General features: G+C 48.9%; 1 protein-coding gene and 1 pseudogene. Both read left to right on the top strand.

Features of this window, described 5'->3' with window-relative positions; translation table 11 throughout:
• Positions 1-233, top strand: a pseudogene (locus tag R7Q46_RS28195) (efflux RND transporter periplasmic adaptor subunit); the annotation flags it as partial.
• A gap of 10 nt (positions 234-243) precedes the next feature.
• The coding region (locus R7Q46_RS28190) for an efflux RND transporter permease subunit (RefSeq protein WP_318078442.1) at positions 244-614 on the top strand (371 nt) is incomplete at its 3' end.

The raw sequence follows: 614 nt of genomic DNA, 5'->3' as shown, positions 1-614 counted from the left end.
ACTCAAGCCATTGCTTTCCTTACTCTGCAATTTTGGGTGAGAAACAAACTCTGCACGTGAATGTGGTTCGTGATGCGGTTATTCATTCAGAGCCGGTCAACCTTGACTCTATCGACGCATACCAAGCGTGTGTGACCGGAAGTTTTGAGCAAGGCGATTATGTGGTGATCAGCGGTAGCCATTATCTAAGCGAGGGCGATGCCGCCCCAAACCTGACCATCAAGACGTTGTAGGTGCGAATCCATGATCAATTTAGCTGAATTCGCGATTCGCCAACGTAAGTTCGTTCTGTTCTTTACCGTATTGAGCGTGATCGCTGGCATCTATTCTTACTTCGACTTAGGCAAGTTGGAAGACCCGAGCTTTACGGTAAAAACTGCGGTAGTCGTGACCCTTTATCCGGGTGCATCTGCCGAAGAAGTCGAGCACCAAGTCACCGATACCGTGGAAACCAAATTGCAGGAAATGGCGGAGTTGGATCGCTTGCGCTCATTGTCTCGCCCAGGTTTGTCTATGGTCTTTGTTGACCTCAAAGAGAGCCTTAATTCCAAAGCACTTCCGCAGGAATGGGACTTATTGAGACGCAAAGTGGACGATGTAAAACTGCAGCTGCC

The sequence above is a fragment of the Vibrio sp. 811 genome, assembly GCF_033339195.1.
The sequence above is the reverse complement of the archived record's forward strand: the minus strand, read 5'-3'. Positions and strand labels throughout refer to the sequence as shown.